Genomic DNA, 14857 nt, shown 5'->3' on the forward strand with positions numbered 1-14857 from the left:
GCAAGCTTTATTTTGGCCCATTCTCTTTATTGAGAAAATTCTCCAATCATAGCAGCAAAAGGGGTAGAGCGCAGCGTTCCCAGTCTTTCAGTCCTCAGCCCTCCAGGCCTCCACCTTTCTAATCTGCCCATCCTCCATATCAACAACTTTAAAATATAAATTTCTGTCATATACGACTGTACCTTCTCTTGCATCAAAATCCTGCGTATAAATCCAGCCGGAAATCGTATCAAAATCTTCGTGGTCTAAATGAGCATCAAAAAAATCATTTACATCCTGGATCGAAACTTTACCTTCCAGCAAAAAATGACCATTTTTTAAACGTTTAATTTCGCGTTCTTCTTCATAGTCAAATTCATCACGTATTTCACCCACGATTTCTTCAAGGATGTCTTCTACTGTCACAATCCCTGCTGTCCCTCCGTATTCATCAATCAGGACAGCTAGGTGGGTGCGGGCTTTTTTCATTCTTACAAGTAAATTAGCAATCGGAATATTTTCAAATACTTTTAGCACTGGACGTATAAATGGCTCTAACGTTCCATGTTCTTCCACGTTTTCATAAAAAAACTCTTTCATATGAATGACACCTAAAACCCGGTCTTTGTCATCGTCAATAACCGGATATCTCGTATATCCATGTTGTTTCATATCCCGAATTACCGTATGAATGGAGTCATTTATATCCACAACCGCCATTTCTGTCCGGGGAATCATGATTTCCTTCGCTGTTCGGTTATCAAATTCAAAGATACGGTCTACATAGGTGTATTCGGAGCGGTTAATTTCCCCTTGCTCATAACTTTGAGAAAGGATATGCCTTAATTCTTCCTCAGAATGGACTTCATCAGATTCCTTGGCAGTTTCCATCCCAAACATTCGGACAAATATATTGGCTGATCCATTCAGCAGCCAAATCAAAGGGCGCATGAGTTTATTAAAAAAGATAAGCGGTCTTGCTACACCTAAAGTGATCGCCTCCGCTTTTTGAATGGCAAACGTTTTGGGAGCTAGTTCTCCTAAAACTACGTGTAAAAAGGTAATGATAAAAAAGGCAATAGCAATAGAGATCGTTTGATTAATGGCTTCAGGAACTTCTAAATTTCCTAATAGAGGTTCTAATATGTGATCTAAAGCTGGTTCTCCCAGCCAGCCAATGCCTAAAGCTGTAATCGTAATCCCCAGCTGACAAGCTGACAAATAATTGTCAAGATTATTTACCATATTTAATGCGAGCTCTGCTTTTTTACTCCCTTTTTTCACGCGAGCTTCAAGCTTCGTTTTTCTCACCTTTACTATGGCAAATTCACTTGCTACAAAAAACGCAGTGAATAAAATTAGTAGTGCCACCACTAATAATTTTATAGTTGACTCCATGAACATCTCTCTCCCCAAAGCTCAATATGTATCGGGGACTTATGCCCCCTTTTTCTTCCTATCAGGAAAAACGGGATTCGACTTCCTGGCACACTTCATCCGCTGTTCGTCCATGTGCATCAATAACCGTACCTTGCGTAACTGTATCCATTACACCCATCATATTCCGGTCCTGTCCGGAAATGATACAGCATTCACAGTCGTTTGCATCTTCCTGAGTTTTCATCGTCACTAATTCATACCCTTTTTCCTGAAGTGCTGAACGTATATCCGACAAACTCTCTTCAATAGCTATCCTTTTCATGTATAAACCCTCCTGTTAAAGTGACATATACATGATTATTGTTGCCTGAGTCTGCATGAGTATTCATCTGCACTTAAAGCTCACGCAAGCATTTTTCTACAAGGAAAGCCCGACTTGTAATGCCTCTTCCTTTGGCTTCAGCTGCGAATGATGAAGCCCTGCTTCAGAATCAACTCCAAGCCAAAACATAAAACCTGGAACTTCTTTTACCATGTATCCGAAATCTTCTCCCGTCATAGCCATTTTAGCTTCGTGATAATTAAACTCAGTGTCCGCAACAATCGATTTAAATGATGACACCTTTTCTGAATCATTTTCTACTTGATGATACGTAGCACCATAATCAATGGATAGGGAACAGTCGTTAGAGATCTCTATTCCTCGGGTGATTTTCTCTATTTCAGCTTTTACTTTGTGCATGGATTCAGGGGATAGTGTACGGATCGTACCCTCCAGCCTAGCTTTTTCAGCGATGATATTCTGAACCGTCCCACTCTCAATTTTTCCAATCGTAATCACTGCACTGTCAAGAGGATCCACTCTTCTCGCCACTACTTGCTGAAGCTGGCCGACAAGTGAACTTGCGGCTACAACCATATCATGAGTTAAATGAGGAAACGCAGCATGTCCCCCCTTACCTTCAAGATCAATAAATAATTCACTCGTATTCGCAAACAAAAGTCCGGGTTTAGAGGAAACTGTTCCGACAGGCAGCTCAGGGGCAATATGGAGCGCAAAAATCGTATCCAGATTATACTTTGACATTTCATTTGATTGAATCATTGGCTCTGCTCCACCTGGACCTTCTTCCGCAGGCTGAAAGATAAATAAAACATGATGATCTGCAGGCTGATGAGCCAGTTCCTGCAATGCCCCCAGGGCAATGGTCATATGAAAATCATGACCACACGCATGCATGCGTCCTTGATGTGTTGAGGAAAAGGAGTAATCTGTATCCTCTTCTAAAGGCAAACCATCAATATCTGTGCGATAACCGATGGTTTTGTGTCCATTTTTTCCTCTTACAAAAACAAACAGTCCTGTTTCCCAGGTTTCAACCTCTAAATGCTCCTGAGGAAGCTGCTGGATAAAATGAAGCAGGAAAGCCTGCGTTTTGACTTCCTGGAATCCAAGCTCCGGGATTTGGTGGAGTTCTCTGCGAATCTTGATTAACTGTTCTAAGTTCAATTTAAATGACTCCTTTATAAGAAAGGCCTTGCTCTCCAGCAAGGCCCACTGTTTTAATTATCAAGTTTGCGTAATTCTTGCTTAATTTCGGTTTTTGACTTCGTCTGATCATCAATATTTTTAATGACCTTAGCCGGCGTTCCTGCAACCAGAGTATTAGGAGGTACATCTTCTGTAACGATCGCTCCTGCCGCGACAACTGATCCTTCACCAACTGTTACGCCTTCAAGAATAACCGCATTCGCACCTACAACAACGCCATCTTCCACCACGACAGGTTTAGCAGAAGGCGGTTCTATTACACCTGCGAGAACGGAACCCGCTCCGATGTGACAATTTTTCCCAACTGTAGCTCTGCCACCAAGGACCACATTCATGTCAATCATCGTTCCTTCTCCTACGACAGAACCAATGTTAATCATAGCTCCGAGCATAATGACAGCACCGTCGCCAATTTCGACTTGATCCCTGATTACGGCACCCGGTTCAATACGTGCATTTACCTTTTTCAAGTCCAGTAATGGAATAGCAGAATTACGGCGGTCATTTTCAAGGACATAATCTTCAATACTGCTGCTGTATTTCTCAAGTAAGGGCTGAATCACTTTCCACTCCCCGAAAATAACACCGCTGTTCCCAGAAATAAAGTCCTGAACATCTTCACCGAAATCAAGATTCTCTAATTTACCTTTTAAATAAACCTTAACCGGAGTAGATTTTTCACTATTTGAAATAAATGAGATGATCTCATTTGCGTCCATTTGTTTCATATGTACTTCCTCCTTTACAATTAAGCTGTCATTCTTTACTTTATCAAAGGGCTGGAAGCGTGACAAGAACTTTACGTTTCCTTCCTGGGCAGAAGCAGAATGAATAGAAAACTTACAGCCGCCAATACCAGGATTCCTATGTAAATAAGATGAAGTCCTGTAGTCAGCCCTTCGCGTAAAACATGTGAAGCCTGGGCGCCTAATTCTTTTCTTCCATTCTCTGTGAGCAGCTGGTTAGCTGAATCAACGGTAACTTTCTTTGAAAGACTGCTCTCATCCAGTAAATGATCAATTCTATTGTTTAATATGCCGCCAAGCAAGGCTGCACCAACTGCACTACCTATCGTCCTCATAAACATCATGGTTGCGGTTGCAATGCCTCTCGTTTTCCATTCCACTGCATTTTGCACAGAGACAATGAAAGACGTTGATGTGAGTCCCATTCCTATGCCGATAAATAAAGAACCTACAGCTGCAAACCACGGACCTCTTTCTGGAGAAAGTAAAGAGAAAAGCGCTCCTCCAATGATCAAAGAGACTCCACCTAAAATGGATGTAGATCTGTAGCCAATAGATAAAATCAATCTTCCTGCAATCGTGGAGGAAATCGGCCACCCTATCGACATCGTCGTCAACGTAAAGCCGGCAATAATGGCGGATTTTCCCATAACTCCCTGAACAAAGGCAGGGAGATAACTGGACACACCAATTAAGATCATTCCAGTCGTTAACGAAGTGAGGTTAGCGTATTTAATCGCAGGGTACTTCCAAATATAAAATGGCATCATCGGCGCATGGGCTTTGAACTCCTGCCTAATAAACAACACGAGACTTATAACCAGCACGAACAGTAGGAACAACATCAAATAAGTGCCCCAGGCAATTCTTACTCCACCTTCCACGAGAATTACCATTAACGTACTCACCGCGATAAAAGCCCATAAAGAGCCTTTCATATCCAGTTCAACCTTTTCTTTAGCGACATCTTCCTTAAAGAAAATCATAATTCCTAGAATAGCCAGGAAGCCGAGAGGTATGTTCATCCAAAATACGAAAGGCCAGCTGAGGACATCTACAAAAAAACCGCCCAAGGCTGGGCCGGTTACAGCAGAAATCCCCCATACACTCGAAAGGTATCCTTGAATTTTTGACCGCTCTTCTTTTGTGTAAATATCGCCGACTATTGTCGAGGCGATAGGCATCAAGGCTCCTGCCCCTAGTCCCTGAATTAATCTCGCGCAGATAAGTACAACCATGGAACCAGCGAACCCGCAAATAACAGAACCTATTAAAAAAAGGCTTATTCCAAGCAGGAAAATCGGTTTTCTTCCAAAAACATCTGCCAGTCTTCCGAAGATGAGAACAGTTGCGGCATTGGTTAATAAATAAGCGGAGAAAACCCAGCTGTACAAGCTGAAACCACCTAGATCAGCGACTATGCTCGGCATAGCTGTAGAAACAATTGTGGCTTCAATGGCTGCGAGAAACATAGCCAGCATAATGGAAACTAATATAAATCCACGCTTTAGAGTGGGATGACTTTGATTCATTCAGGACACCTCATTGCAACGAAAACAAAGATGACACCGTTATTCGGTGCCATCTATTCTGCCATAGTTCTATAATCGTCTGATTTCTAATACGCTCGCTTCAGTGTTTCGTGATAATGCTTACTAAATTGTTTTAAAATTGTTCTTCTCGTAACAATCCCGTCAAATTCTCCGTTATCTGCAGCAACGCAGACAAAAGGATGATCAATTAATTTGTGCAGAGCATCAATCATATGATCGTCCTTTTTTAAACAAGGGGTGTTTTTTTCCATAATTTCACTTACTTGAATTTCAGATAAACGGTTTAATTCAAATTGTTCTATGCCCAACGTCTCTTCCAGAATTTTCGTTTTGCTGATTATTCCTCTGAATTTATAGTTAGGATCAAGTACGGGGACGGCTGAATAGCCTGACTTCACAAGTACTAGTAAAGCATGTTCAAGTGGATTTCCCACCTGGACGTGAGCGACCTTTTCTGATGGAATCATTAATTCACTCACTAGAGGCAATTCTAATTTTTCCTTTTCTGCACTTACCATTATAAATCACTCCTTAATTTTGCAAACTGAAGGAGCAGAAAGAAACGTTTAACATAACCAAAGATAATTTTAACATACTTTGATTGAATTAACGAATCGCAATTTTCGACAGCCATGGTCTTGAACCACTCTTTTATACCCAAAAAGTGTTCTAGGTTAAACGCACAAAAGTTCATCAGCTTTATAAAATAATAAGAAGGTCGTATAATAATAACATCTTGGCTTGTATTGGAGCTGAAAAAGTGACTACTCATACGTTTACAAAACAAGAAGAAATCGCAAACGCGATCACACATGGTGTCGGGGCAGTATTAAGTGTTGCAATGCTTGTCCTTCTCATTGTGTTTGCCAGTTTTGAAGGAAGCTGGCAAGTCATTTCTGCCACTGTATACGGCATTACGATGCTTGTACTTTATACTTCATCGACACTTGTCCATAGTTTTCCAAAAGGGAAACTGAAAGATTTGTTCGAAATCTTTGACCATTCCGCTATTTATCTGTTTATAGCAGGAACTTATACACCGATTCTTTTAATTCCTCTGAGAAGTTCGTTAGGATGGACCTTGTTTGGAGTCGTGTGGGGGATTGCCTTGCTCGGTGTTATCTTCAAAATCTTTTTCGTCAAAAGGTTTGTTCTTTTATCTACGCTGATTTATGTATTAATGGGCTGGCTCGTTGTCCTTGCCTGGGGACCGCTGCAAGCACAGGTTCCTGATGCAGGCATTGCTTATTTAGTAACCGGTGGATTATTATATTCTGTCGGAGCCATCTTCTATGTGTGGAGAAGCTTCACGTTTCACCATATGGTTTGGCATTTATTCGTACTTGGAGGAACCATCTTCCATTTCTTTTCGATTATTCTATACGTAATATAAGCCGCACTATCCAAGAGTGCGGCTTGAAATTAAAAAGGATATTGGTTCAGCCACTGTCCTCCATCCAGGGTAACAACTTCTCCATTCATATAAGAAGCTTCCTCAGACAGTATGAATTTTGCCAGACCGGCAATTTCTTCAGGAGTGCCCAGGCGACCAAGTGGGACAGAATCAAGCGTACGTTTAGCTGCTGCTTCCGACTCAAACAGTTTTTCCGCTCCTCCCGTTCTTTCAATCGGTCCGGGCGCAATTGCATTTACCCTGATTCCGTAGCGTTTTCCCCATTCGACAGCAAGCGTTCTAGTCATTGCAAGAACGCCAGCCTTGGCAGAAGCAGAATGAATCACCCCGGCGCCAGCATTCCAGGCATAAGTGGCAACCATGTTTAGAATGGAACCTTTTACACCTTTGTCTATCCAATATTTACCTACTGACTGACTGCAGTAAAATGTCCCATTTAAAACGATATTGATCACAGAACTCCAGCCATTAGCGGTAAGTTTTTCCGCTGGTGCGATAAAATTACCAGCAGCATTATTTACTAAAGCATCTATTCTTCCGAACCGATCCAGTGTTTCCTTTACCATTCGCTCTGTATCCTCAATGTTTCTCACATCCATGTTAATCAAAAGAAGCTTATCATTATCAGCGTTCTCTTCCAGCATCTGTGCTGCTTTATGTAAGCGGTCTATATTTCTGCCGGTAATCGCCACGTTGGCCCCTTCTTTGAGAAACCTATCCGCCATATATAATCCCATGCCACTCGACCCACCAGTTACAATAATCACTTGATCTTTCATTATCCATCCCCCTTTTCTGCTTAATAACTACATTCCACACAAAAAAATGAATTCCTGTTCATTTTTTTGTTTTTTGATTAAAAACTTGTTTCAATTGGAAATAATAGGTTTATTTAGTGAATGGAGAAGGGTAGGGGAGTTATAAATATTTTAGAAGAATAAGAAAAGCCTCCCGTTTGTATTATTTCCTAACAGTTTTGTGACAGTTCGGTTATTCTTCTGCTAATCCCTTACCAAATGTTACAATAGTAGGAGTTGAATAAAACGGAGGCCCATGAAATGAGGATGACAAAATTTTTATTGATTTTACTATCTTTTAGCATAGTAACGGCCTGCGGGTCGCCAATAGAAGAAAATATGTCACGAAAAGTTGGAGATTTCTCTGCCACAACTCAAAACGGAGAATCCATTCACCTGCCTGAAGACTTGCACGGAAACTATTGGATTATCGATTTTTTCTTTACTAGCTGTAAGACCGTATGCCCTCCAATGACTGGGAATCTTTCAAGGCTTCAATCCCGTCTTGAGAAAGAAAATCTGGATACAAAAATCATATCAATCAGTGTAGATCCTAGTCATGATCAGCCCAAAGTGTTAAAGAAATTTTCGGAGCAGTACCAGGCGGATTATTCCAGATGGAGTTTTCTAACCGGATATTCTTTTGAGGATGTAAAGGAACTTTCTATTAAGTCCTTTCAATCTCCTGTTTCTAATATAGAGAATTCTGATCAGGTAGCCCATGGAACGAGATTCTTTCTCGTGACACCAGAGGGTAAAGTAATCAAAAGGTACAAAGGGACAAAAGCAGAGGAAATTGATCAAATAATTGAAGACTTAAAAAAACTAAAACAGAGTTAACCGGTTGAATACGGATAAAATTGATAACTTTTTCCAAATGATCTAAGATAGAATTATCCTCTTGAAAGGAGTCTACAGATGAAAGAATATAGTAAGAACCGCGAGCTGGCAGAGTCGTTGTTTATCGTGAATCGACATGCGAAAACAGCCCCGGAGCCTAAACACTTATACGATATTAAAAAGCATACAATTGAAAAACTACTTCAAGAAGATAGAGCCCGCAAAGTTGGACTTCACTTTTCAGACCACCCCAAACTAAGTCAGCAGCATTCTACTCTTCTCATAGAAATAGCGGGTTATTATTTTCATGTACCTGCAAGCAAAAAAGATTTTGATGAACTTAAGCATTTAGGGAGAATTGATCATTCCTATCGTAACCCAAAACCAAAGTTATCCTTATCGAAAGCTAAAAAAACATTATACCGTTATTTGAACTGGGAGCATCCAACTCATCAATCGCCGCGTAATTTCGCCACACCTACTCAACCATCGATGCTAGGGCAGAGAACTGGATCCCCCTGGAACCAGCGAAGAAAAAGAACTTAAGTATATGGCAGGAAGGATGTAGAGAAAAACCGTCCCTCTGCTTTATAAAATCTCATTATGACTAAATAAAAAGTAAAAGCTCAAGCAAAATCCATGGATTTCGCTTGAGCTTATTTTGGATTAAAGAATATACCGGTCCATCATTTCTACTAATTCAGTGATTTCTGGTTTTGAAATTTGAGCGTCCGCACCTACTCCGTCACCCTTATGCTTTAAGTCATTAGTAATTAACGAAGAAAAGATAATAACAGGAAGCTGTTTAAGTTTTTGATGGGTTTTAATCATTTTCGTTAAATGATGCCCATCCATTTGAGGCATTTCAATATCTGTGATCACTAATTGGAATTCCTCTTCCACTGCTTTACCTTCCTCTGCAAGCTGGAGAAGTCTATCATACGCAGCACGGCCATCTTCAACGATGACTAATTTGTGATACCCGGCTTCCTCTAAAGTCTGCTTAAGTAAATTTCTTAAAAGACCTGAATCTTCAGCAATTAAGATCTGCTTCTCTGACCTTTCTCTTTCACCCAACTGATGAATGGCTTCCGTGTTCAGACTGGATTCCGGATGAATGTCAGCAACAATTTTTTCAAAATCGAGCAGCAATAGCATTTCCTGCTCCTTCTTTATTACACCGGTAATTTGTGTTTCCAGCCCTTGATACATGTGGCTTGGCTTTTCAATCTGTTCCCATGTAATACGGTGAATCTGGGTTACTGTATGAACGTGGAAAACAATCTTCGTCTGGTTAAATTCGGTTAGAATAAATTTGTCCTGATCTTGATTCTTGGAAGCTGGAAAACCAAGGGCGTGAGCTACATCAACGACCGGTACTACCTCTCCCCGAATTTCTATGATCCCTTCGACAGAAGGATGAGAATGAGGGATTTTCGTTACAGGAACTGGATTTAAAATTTCTTTTACCTTAATGACATTAATTCCAAAACGATTTTCGGCAACGCTGAATTCGACAATTTCCAGTTCATTTGTTCCACTTTCTAGTAATATTCCTTGATCTTTATTCAATGACCTCGCCCTTCCTTTTAGCCTCTCTTTTTATTAATATCGGCTTTTAGAGCAAATGTTGAAATAAAAGAAGGAAAATAATTATTGAAAAAGGTAGCCTCTAAAGCAAAAAAAGCAGATCGATGAAATGCATCAACGATCTACTTTAAGCATCATAATTGTCGTGATTAATCATTCCGGATCAGGAAATACACAATCAAACCGACTATTGGAAAGAAGAGAGTTCCCAGCAGTACTACTAAGCAATATTCCTGACTCTTCTTTTTTCCTTTAGCGTCACGATAAGCCCAAACGCTGGTAACAATATTTAATACCAGCAGGAATAAACCAAAAAATAAGAACGAAAGTAAGATAATTCCAATTTCCACACGGATTCCTCCTTCTCTCCACTATACGAAAAGAAGGGAGGAACGTTTCAATAATTCTAAGCAGCGGTCTTTTTAGAGTTTATGATTCGTACTACTGTTTTTCTCAGTAGACGAACAAAAATGTACAGTGCGCCATATCCACTTACAGCAAGCAAACTGACTGGCCAGAAAAATACCGGCAGCGTGGAAGCGTCCGAGCCCATAGCGTAACGGTCCACGAGCTGCAAGAACATTAAGGTAACCATCACCGTCCCGACATAACTGAGAAACATGGACCATTGCTTGATCATCAACCATTCAATGACCGGAAGCATAACCCACCTTAAAGCACTTACTAAAACAAATACAAGTACAAACTGAATGTAAACAGGTTGAATTCCAAAGACATGCAGTACATCTGGATTTAAAATGCTTATGACTTGGTCGAGAAATGAAAAATCGAACCAATTGTCCATCGTCAATTCTCCTTTGTGCGTCTTTTATGACCATTATGGACACGAAGGAGAATGTTTAAACGAGGAAGATTATGTAGTTATCATCCCTTTATTCTTCAACCATTTTAGACCTTCCCTTCTACTTAAAGGACGGCAATCTGTTTGTTCTAAGTAGTTAATGACTCGTTCCGGTTCAGTTTTGCTGTATTCCCGCAAAGCCCAGCCAATCGCTTTCTCAATAAAAAATTCCTTCTCCTCTTTTAGAAGATCAACTGTACTAAACAAGAGCGCTTCATTTGTTTTTTCTTTATAACTAAGCTGATGGAGAAGACTTGACCGGCGTACCCACATATTTGTGGAACTCCTCCATGATTCTGTAACCGGTACAAGGTATTCTGGAAACCTGCGAAAATATTCCCCGCATAAATTCGCGGCAATCATATCCACTGTATCCCACCACGAATGGGTTTTAAGAAGCTCATGATAAAAACCAACCGCTGATCGCGGAGACTTGTTAGCTCCCCTCTCCAGTAGTGCCAGTCCAGCATAATGACATTCTCTTTCCTTTTTTGAAAACAGCAGTTTGGCGGTTTCTAGCCGTTCCGTTTCAGAGATGTCCTTATATTCTTTCCACAAAGGCTTAAGGAGCTGTTTTCTTTCAGGCGTTTTAATCCCAAAGAAAGCAAATCGGTGCTTCATATAAGCTTCCATAGCTGGTCGATTATTTTCATTCGCATGCTCATTCAACGTGTTCCAAATCACTTGGGAAAATTGATCACTTCTATTCAAACCTTTCCCTCCCATAACACTGGTTTTTGTAAAAATTGTACGAGCTTGTCATAATGAAGCCTTGCTTCCTGATAACCTTGAATATACAGATTGTGGAGGCGCTCCCGCTTTCGTTCAACCCTGCTGACATGCATAGGTCTAATCGGCCGGAAGACGAAGGCCTCCCCTCTCTTTTCCATTTCTTTGACTTGCTTTAGCTGCTCGTTGTAATGGCTATGTCGATTGATCAGGGTTTTAGTGAACTGCGGAAATTCACGAAATTTTCTCTGCATATACCAGCCAAGTTTCATCTTCTTTTTTATGTATCCATCATTTTGAGTCAAGATCACTACATGTTTCTGGTTGCCGTATGAAATGGAAGGGCCTATGGGGATTGGATCTGCAATTCCGCCATCCATGAGTGTATAGCCTTGGTAAGATATGCTCGGAGCCATTAAAGGAATAGAACTTGAAGCTCGAATTAAACTAAGCAGACTTTCAGGGTTAGGAAACTGGTCAAAATATAACGGCTTCCCAGTGGTCATATCTGTCGTTCCTACGACAAAGACAGACGGATTGTCATAAAAGCTTTTAAAATCAAATGGCACCAATCGATTAGGGAGCGTATCAAAAATAAAATCCATTCCAAATAACTGGCGTTTCGTCAGCATTCTTGTAAAGGAGATATATTCAGGATGTGAACCATATTCAACAATTACTTCATAGTTTCTTCCACGCTGCTTTGAAATATAGGAACTCCCATTACAAGCGCCGGCAGATGCGCCCGCTACATATTGGAATTCAACTTTTTCGTCGAGAAAGAAATCGAGAACACCTGCAGTATATGCACCTCTCATTCCTCCACCCTCCAAAACTAAACCAACCTGTTCCACTTAGAGCCTGCCTCCTTTTCATTTCCATACTATAGAGTATAACAACAATCGGAAGGTTTTAGGATAAAAAGACTTCTCACGCAAAAAGCAACCGCTCAGCTGGGCGATTGCTTTTTTGGTATGATATGATCAGTTTACGTAGTCCTGCTGTTTCTTTACATGCTTATCATCTATCTGCTTTTCTATTTTTTCCATTTCTTTTTGATCTTCTAGAAGTTCTTTTTTATTTTGATCAAAGAGTTCTTGAAATGGGGTACGGTTTGGTCTCATTTGCCCAACTCCTTTCTCAAGCTTTACAATTCTCACTATAACAGGAATTTGTAAATAAATAATCAAAATTATTTGAACATTTTGTTAACATTCCATTGGAGGGGAACTATTGGAACATTTAATAAATCAAAACTTAACTACGATCCAGATATCAGGCATCCGCCAATTTTTCAACATGGTCAGTCAATATGATGATGTCGTATCATTAACTATTGGCCAGCCGGATTTTTCCACCCCCACTCATGTGAAAGAAGCTGCCATAGCTGCGATTCAAGCGGATAAGACTTCTTATACACATAATGCCGGGATATGGGAGCTGCGTTCGGCGATAAGCTCCTTTGTTAACGAACGGTACCAGCTTCATTATCATCCTGATAACGAAATTATTGTAACGGTCGGGGCTTCTCAAGCAATTGATGTAAGCTTACGTACGATCATCCAACCTGGAGATGAAGTAGTGCTTCCGGGTCCGGTGTACCCCGGCTATGAACCACTTATTAAGCTGGCTGGGGCAACGCCTAAATACGTGGACACTCGTCATAATGGATTCAAGTTCACTGCAAATCTGATTAAGCAGGCCCTTACTTCAAAAACTAAGGCCATCATACTCCCTTATCCTTCTAACCCAACGGGGGTTACACTTACATCTAGTGAATTAAAAGAGATTGCAGATCTCGTCGAAAACAAAGAATTGTTTGTTATTGCTGATGAAATTTATAGTGAACTTGTATATAACCAGCCTCATACCTCGATTGGTACGTTTAAAGAGATAAGGGATCAAGTCATTGTCATTAACGGAGTATCCAAATCACATGCGATGACTGGTTTTCGAATCGGCTATATCCTGGCGCCTGCATGGCTTTCCGGTCATATGCTGAAAGTCCACCAGTATAACGTTTCCTGTGCCACATCCATCAGTCAATACGCAGCTCTGGAGGCCATAAGAAACGGTAGAAAAGACCCTGAAATCATGAAGGAGGACTACGATCAAAGAAGAGCGTATGTCTTGCAAAGGCTAAAAGAAATGGATCTTGATTACGTAACTCCAGACGGAGCTTTTTATGTGTTCCCAAGGCTTACGACTAAAGACAAATCCTCGTTTAACTATGCTGTTGAAATTCTCGAAAAATCAGGATTAGCCCTCGTACCTGGTGACGCTTTTTCAAAGTATGGAGACGGTTACATGAGATTGTCATATGCGTACAGCATGGATACTTTGAAGGAAGCATTAAACCGGCTGGAGAAGTTTCTGACTTCTTAATGCAATTCATAAAATAACCCAAAGAGCAAAGGTACACTCTTTGGGTTTACTTTTGTTTTTTTTGATTTTGATAAAGGTTTAACAAATGGTCAAGCTCCTGGCTGATTTGAATAGATTCCGGGCTTGAAAACCCTTGCTGAATGGCTGTTTCTGTCATTTTTTTTCTTAATTGTTCTATTTTAAATGTAAGTGACTTCTCTTCTGCATCCCCCATAGCCGTATAGCCTCCTGTCTTCTTTATTCTTTTTTAAAGGTAATAACAGACATATAGGGACTAATCCTTCCATTTGCTATTATAACACACAGGGGTTAAATTATCTCAATTTTCTTACTGCTTGTAAAGTATTACGACCTTTTACTTAGATTACAATCTTAACGAAAAATTCACAATTAAATATCGCTTGTTCTGTTTTCATTTGTTTTTCTTATGATAAAATAGCAGTGAATAAGCCCTATTGGTTCACCTAGAAAGGAAGATTTAAGTGTCAGAACAGTCTAAGAAAGAATGGTTGGAATGGATAAAGGCAATAATTATTGCTGTCGTTTTAGCCTTCATTTTACGAACCTTTTTCTTCGCAACCTCTATTGTTGAAGGTGCAAGCATGGATCCCACCCTTCAAAATGGAGAACGGGTGATGTTTAATAAAATCGCCTATTATTTAGATGAACCTGAGCGGGGCGACATCGTAATTATAGAAAGACCGGTTAAGAGTTATGTGAAACGCGTCATTGGAGAACCGGGTGATACAGTAGAAATCAGGAATCACCAGCTATTTATAAACGGCAAAAAGCAGCACCAGAAGTATTTAAATAAACAAGCTATTCAAGGTACACGTGACTTTGGCCCAGTTAAAGTACCAAAAGGTAAATACTTCGTTATGGGTGACAACCGACAGATTAGTAAAGACAGCAGGAATGGGTTAGGCTATGTAAACGAAGAGGATATTATCGGAAAAACCGAACTTATCGTATATCCATTTAACGAATGGGGCGTTACAAAATAACTCACCAGCCAGCTGACAGGCAGCTG

The 14857-nt window shown here is 40.4% G+C and carries 19 protein-coding genes; 5 read left to right on the top strand and 14 right to left on the bottom strand.

Annotation, left to right across the window (positions count from 1 at the left end; all coding sequences use genetic code 11):
* Positions 1-87 precede the first annotated feature (87 nt).
* The 6 genes from MUN89_RS14915 to cbpB all read right to left on the bottom strand — a co-directional run bounded on the left by MUN89_RS14915 (position 88) and on the right by cbpB (position 5728).
* A complete protein-coding gene (locus MUN89_RS14915; RefSeq protein ID WP_244708578.1) occupies positions 88-1377 on the bottom strand; it encodes a hemolysin family protein in 1290 nt (429 codons plus the stop codon).
* A gap of 61 nt (positions 1378-1438) precedes the next feature.
* Positions 1439-1681 carry a YkuS family protein gene (locus MUN89_RS14920; protein WP_244708579.1) on the bottom strand — a complete coding sequence of 81 codons (243 nt, stop codon included), beginning with the start codon at positions 1679-1681 and terminating at the stop codon, positions 1439-1441.
* A 96-nt stretch (positions 1682-1777) separates the two neighbouring features.
* The gene (locus MUN89_RS14925) at positions 1778-2869 is read right to left on the bottom strand and encodes an N-acetyldiaminopimelate deacetylase (RefSeq protein ID WP_244708580.1); all 1092 of its coding nucleotides are present in this window, start codon (positions 2867-2869) and stop codon (positions 1778-1780) included.
* A gap of 53 nt (positions 2870-2922) precedes the next feature.
* Positions 2923-3639: a 2,3,4,5-tetrahydropyridine-2,6-dicarboxylate N-acetyltransferase gene (dapD, locus tag MUN89_RS14930; RefSeq protein WP_244708581.1), complete on the bottom strand. Its 717-nt coding sequence runs from the start codon at positions 3637-3639 to the stop codon at positions 2923-2925.
* Between the two features lie 71 nt (positions 3640-3710).
* Positions 3711-5189: an MDR family MFS transporter gene (locus MUN89_RS14935; RefSeq protein ID WP_244708582.1), complete on the bottom strand. Its 1479-nt coding sequence runs from the start codon at positions 5187-5189 to the stop codon at positions 3711-3713.
* An 86-nt stretch (positions 5190-5275) separates the two neighbouring features.
* Positions 5276-5728 (bottom strand): cyclic-di-AMP-binding protein CbpB, encoded by a 453-nt coding sequence (gene cbpB / locus MUN89_RS14940; protein WP_244708583.1) that lies wholly within the window; start codon positions 5726-5728, stop codon positions 5276-5278.
* 218 nt (positions 5729-5946) lie between these two features.
* Here cbpB and trhA point away from each other — a divergent pair, with 218 nt between their 5' ends.
* Entirely contained in the window at positions 5947-6603 is a 657-nt protein-coding gene (gene trhA / locus MUN89_RS14945) for a PAQR family membrane homeostasis protein TrhA (protein ID WP_244708584.1), read from the top strand.
* 29 nt (positions 6604-6632) lie between these two features.
* Here trhA and fadH read toward each other — a convergent pair whose 3' ends face one another.
* Positions 6633-7403 (bottom strand): 2,4-dienoyl-CoA reductase, encoded by a 771-nt coding sequence (gene fadH, locus MUN89_RS14950; RefSeq protein ID WP_244708585.1) that lies wholly within the window; start codon positions 7401-7403, stop codon positions 6633-6635.
* Positions 7404-7682: 279 nt separating this feature from the next.
* On the opposite strand from fadH, the gene MUN89_RS14955 reads away from it, so the two are divergent.
* Both MUN89_RS14955 and MUN89_RS14960 read left to right on the top strand, forming a co-directional pair.
* Positions 7683-8261 carry an SCO family protein gene (locus MUN89_RS14955; protein ID WP_244708586.1) on the top strand — a complete coding sequence of 193 codons (579 nt, stop codon included), beginning with the start codon at positions 7683-7685 and terminating at the stop codon, positions 8259-8261.
* A 78-nt stretch (positions 8262-8339) separates the two neighbouring features.
* A complete protein-coding gene (locus MUN89_RS14960) occupies positions 8340-8807 on the top strand; it encodes a YkyB family protein (protein ID WP_244708587.1) in 468 nt (155 codons plus the stop codon).
* A gap of 120 nt (positions 8808-8927) precedes the next feature.
* Here MUN89_RS14960 and MUN89_RS14965 read toward each other — a convergent pair whose 3' ends face one another.
* The 6 genes from MUN89_RS14965 to MUN89_RS14990 form a co-directional block, all read right to left on the bottom strand.
* On the bottom strand, positions 8928-9833 hold the full coding sequence (locus MUN89_RS14965) for a chemotaxis protein (protein WP_244708588.1): 906 nt from the start codon (positions 9831-9833) through the stop codon (positions 8928-8930).
* Between the two features lie 167 nt (positions 9834-10000).
* Entirely contained in the window at positions 10001-10201 is a 201-nt protein-coding gene (locus tag MUN89_RS14970; protein ID WP_244708589.1) for a PLDc N-terminal domain-containing protein, read from the bottom strand.
* A 56-nt stretch (positions 10202-10257) separates the two neighbouring features.
* A complete protein-coding gene (locus MUN89_RS14975; RefSeq protein ID WP_244708590.1) occupies positions 10258-10656 on the bottom strand; it encodes a hypothetical protein in 399 nt (132 codons plus the stop codon).
* A 69-nt stretch (positions 10657-10725) separates the two neighbouring features.
* Positions 10726-11424: a DNA alkylation repair protein gene (locus MUN89_RS14980; RefSeq protein ID WP_244708591.1), complete on the bottom strand. Its 699-nt coding sequence runs from the start codon at positions 11422-11424 to the stop codon at positions 10726-10728.
* Complete coding sequence (locus MUN89_RS14985; protein WP_256463992.1) at positions 11421-12296, bottom strand: patatin-like phospholipase family protein; 876 nt, start codon at positions 12294-12296, stop codon at positions 11421-11423. The genes MUN89_RS14980 and MUN89_RS14985 overlap by 4 nt, the downstream gene beginning before the upstream one ends.
* A gap of 129 nt (positions 12297-12425) precedes the next feature.
* A complete protein-coding gene (locus tag MUN89_RS14990; protein WP_244708593.1) occupies positions 12426-12566 on the bottom strand; it encodes an FbpB family small basic protein in 141 nt (46 codons plus the stop codon).
* Between the two features lie 109 nt (positions 12567-12675).
* Between MUN89_RS14990 and MUN89_RS14995 the strand changes: the two genes are divergently transcribed.
* Positions 12676-13827: an aminotransferase A gene (locus tag MUN89_RS14995; RefSeq protein WP_244708594.1), complete on the top strand. Its 1152-nt coding sequence runs from the start codon at positions 12676-12678 to the stop codon at positions 13825-13827.
* Between the two features lie 46 nt (positions 13828-13873).
* Here MUN89_RS14995 and MUN89_RS15000 read toward each other — a convergent pair whose 3' ends face one another.
* Complete coding sequence (locus tag MUN89_RS15000) at positions 13874-14041, bottom strand: aspartyl-phosphate phosphatase Spo0E family protein (protein WP_244708595.1); 168 nt, start codon at positions 14039-14041, stop codon at positions 13874-13876.
* A gap of 268 nt (positions 14042-14309) precedes the next feature.
* Between MUN89_RS15000 and lepB the strand changes: the two genes are divergently transcribed.
* Positions 14310-14831: a signal peptidase I gene (lepB, locus tag MUN89_RS15005; protein ID WP_244708596.1), complete on the top strand. Its 522-nt coding sequence runs from the start codon at positions 14310-14312 to the stop codon at positions 14829-14831.
* Positions 14832-14857: the final 26 nt, after the last annotated feature.

It is taken from the genome of Halobacillus salinarum (genome assembly GCF_022919095.1).
Classification (GTDB): Bacteria; Bacillota; Bacilli; order Bacillales; family Halobacillaceae; genus Halobacillus_B; species Halobacillus_B salinarum.

Coding starts and splice junctions, on each gene's coding strand:
- MUN89_RS14915 (WP_244708578.1), bottom strand. CDS start 1,377: ATGGAGTCAACTATAAAATTATTAGTGGTGGCACTACTAATTTTATTC.
- MUN89_RS14920 (WP_244708579.1), bottom strand. CDS start 1,681: ATGAAAAGGATAGCTATTGAAGAGAGTTTGTCGGATATACGTTCAGCA.
- dapD (WP_244708581.1), bottom strand. CDS start 3,639: ATGAAACAAATGGACGCAAATGAGATCATCTCATTTATTTCAAATAGT.
- MUN89_RS14935 (WP_244708582.1), bottom strand. CDS start 5,189: ATGAATCAAAGTCATCCCACTCTAAAGCGTGGATTTATATTAGTTTCC.
- cbpB (WP_244708583.1), bottom strand. CDS start 5,728: ATGGTAAGTGCAGAAAAGGAAAAATTAGAATTGCCTCTAGTGAGTGAA.
- fadH (WP_244708585.1), bottom strand. CDS start 7,403: ATGAAAGATCAAGTGATTATTGTAACTGGTGGGTCGAGTGGCATGGGA.
- MUN89_RS14955 (WP_244708586.1), top strand. CDS start 7,683: ATGAGGATGACAAAATTTTTATTGATTTTACTATCTTTTAGCATAGTA.
- MUN89_RS14960 (WP_244708587.1), top strand. CDS start 8,340: ATGAAAGAATATAGTAAGAACCGCGAGCTGGCAGAGTCGTTGTTTATC.
- MUN89_RS14975 (WP_244708590.1), bottom strand. CDS start 10,656: ATGGACAATTGGTTCGATTTTTCATTTCTCGACCAAGTCATAAGCATT.
- MUN89_RS14990 (WP_244708593.1), bottom strand. CDS start 12,566: ATGAGACCAAACCGTACCCCATTTCAAGAACTCTTTGATCAAAATAAA.
- MUN89_RS15000 (WP_244708595.1), bottom strand. CDS start 14,041: ATGGGGGATGCAGAAGAGAAGTCACTTACATTTAAAATAGAACAATTA.